The sequence below is a fragment of the Spiroplasma sp. ChiS genome (assembly GCF_002968355.1).
Classification (GTDB): Bacteria; Bacillota_I; Bacilli_A; order Mycoplasmatales; family Mycoplasmataceae; genus Spiroplasma; species Spiroplasma citri.
Genome location: NZ_PUUH01000064.1, coordinates 1 through 2009, shown reverse-complemented (window position 1 = coordinate 2009; position 2009 = coordinate 1). Strand labels below are relative to the sequence as shown.

Genomic DNA, 2009 nt, shown 5'->3' with positions numbered 1-2009 from the left:
AAGGAATTTAAGCATTTTGTGTTTCTATGCTATAAAATTATATTTCTATTTTTATAATTTCATCTTAACAATAAAATTTTTAATAACAACCTCTATTTTAAAATAAATAAAAATTTATTTTTTTATTTGTTTCAGATTTCGTAGGTGTTTAGTTCTTGTCAAGCATAGTTATTGATTTGATTTTCAATTCAGTTAGCGAGGGTTTAAGTTGGGGTAATTCAGTGGACTTGGTAGTTGTCTTTATAGTATTTGCAAAGACCATCAAGTTTTTTTCTAAACCGCTCGGGAGTTTTTCGTGTGCGTTCAAATTTGACTAATTGTATTGTTCCATCAGTTTTGTAAACAATTAAGTCAGGGTAGGCGTTGATATTACCATTTTCCCACGAAAATAACTTTCAATACAACACAGATGACAATTACTGATAAATAGCAAAAAACCCTTATAAAATAAGGGTTTTACTATATTTATTAAATTTAATTTTTAAAAATTTTTAAAAATTATTACAGGAACTTCAAAGTCTAATGTCATAGAAGTAGCTGCGGCAAAAGAATATGCAGTTCATTCAACAATTCAATTAATAGTTTCTGTTTTATCATCAACCCTAAATTTTAATTCAGCAGTTAAATCTTGCCTAGCAACGAAACTATCACCATGAATTTCAATATCTAGTCCAACGAAAGAATCAAAATTTAAAAATTTAGTACTAGTTGAATAAATAGATAAACTTTTTGTTTCATTTCATGCATTTAATTTAATATTTGCTTCACCTGTACTAATTTGGGGATATTTAGTTTTAAAATCATCTCAACTAGTAGCATAATCTGTATATTTAAGTAATTGTGTTTCAATAATTTTATATTTCTCATTAGTATGTGTACCATTAAATACTTTATGAATATTAATATTTAAATCAAATGATATAATATTTAAATCTTTATTTTTTGCTTCTTGGCTGATTTCAATTTCAGCTAAAGATGAAATTGATTCTTTTGTAGTAGGTTCATATTGACTCATTGCCATTAATGGTGCTACTCCGCTAGTTGTTATAACACTGGCTCCCAATATACTTAATAATTTTTTCATATATATCATTCCTTTCTTTTATAAAAATAGAAATAATAGGCTTATTTTCCTTATTATTTCCATAAATTTATAAAAGAATTGATATGATATATTAAAATTTGATACAATAATTTACAGAAACACAAGGAATTTAAGCATTTTGTGTTTCTATGCTATAAAATTATATTTCTATTTTTATAATTTCATCTTAACAATAAAATTTTTAATARCAAGTCTTATTTTAAAATAAATAAAAATTTATTTTTTTTATTTGTTTCARATTTCGTGGGTGTTTAGTTCTTGTCAAGCATAGTTATTGATTTGGTTTTCAATCCAATTGGCGAGAGTTTGAGTTGGGGTAATTCAGTGGACTTGGTAGTTGTCTTTATAGTATTTGCAAAGACCATCAAGTTTTTTTTCTAAACCGCTCGGGAGTTTTTCGTGTTCGCTCAAATTCCACTAATTGAATTGTCCCATCAGTTTTGTAAACAATTAAGTCAGGGTAGGCGTTGAGGTTATCGTTTTCCATTTTTAACTCCCGCTCTGTTTGGTAATTTTCGATGTCATTTTGTGCAACAAGTCATTTGATGAGCATATCTTGGTGGGGGAGTTCATAGCAATTGACTTTAATACTTTTTTTATGCTCACGCCCTAAATAAGAATTGCCCTTGTGTGTTAAAAAATAAATGTTTTTCCGCGTAGTTTTATCAATTTTATAAAATTGTTTTTTTTGTAATGTTTTTAAATTAGTTTTTGCACTTTCAATCGGTTTTTTTAACAGCAATGCAATTTGTTCTGCTGTTAAATATCCTCATTTATTTAATAAATCTAAAATTTTTAAACTTTCTGTCATATTATAAACTCCTTACCAACCACGCTTGTCTTACTAACCGGGTGGTGTTTTTTCTTTTTTGCGTTCACTTTTTTCTTTTAAGGGCACGGACAA

Annotated in this window: 3 protein-coding genes; all 3 read right to left on the bottom strand. The window is 27.2% G+C overall.

All coding sequences use genetic code 4. The features are described 5' to 3' along the window. Nucleotides 1–203 precede the first annotated feature (203 nt). The 3 genes from C6B38_RS09365 to C6B38_RS02725 all read right to left on the bottom strand — a co-directional run bounded on the left by C6B38_RS09365 (nucleotide 204) and on the right by C6B38_RS02725 (nucleotide 1916). Complete coding sequence (locus C6B38_RS09365; RefSeq protein ID WP_146693276.1) at nucleotides 204–407, bottom strand: hypothetical protein; 204 nt, start codon at nucleotides 405–407, stop codon at nucleotides 204–206. Between the two features lie 74 nt (nucleotides 408–481). Next, nucleotides 482–1084 (bottom strand): hypothetical protein, encoded by a 603-nt coding sequence (locus C6B38_RS02730; RefSeq protein WP_105298568.1) that lies wholly within the window; start codon nucleotides 1082–1084, stop codon nucleotides 482–484. Nucleotides 1085–1448: 364 nt separating this feature from the next. Then, nucleotides 1449–1916: a hypothetical protein gene (locus C6B38_RS02725; RefSeq protein ID WP_105298567.1), complete on the bottom strand. Its 468-nt coding sequence runs from the start codon at nucleotides 1914–1916 to the stop codon at nucleotides 1449–1451. Nucleotides 1917–2009 lie beyond the last annotated feature (93 nt).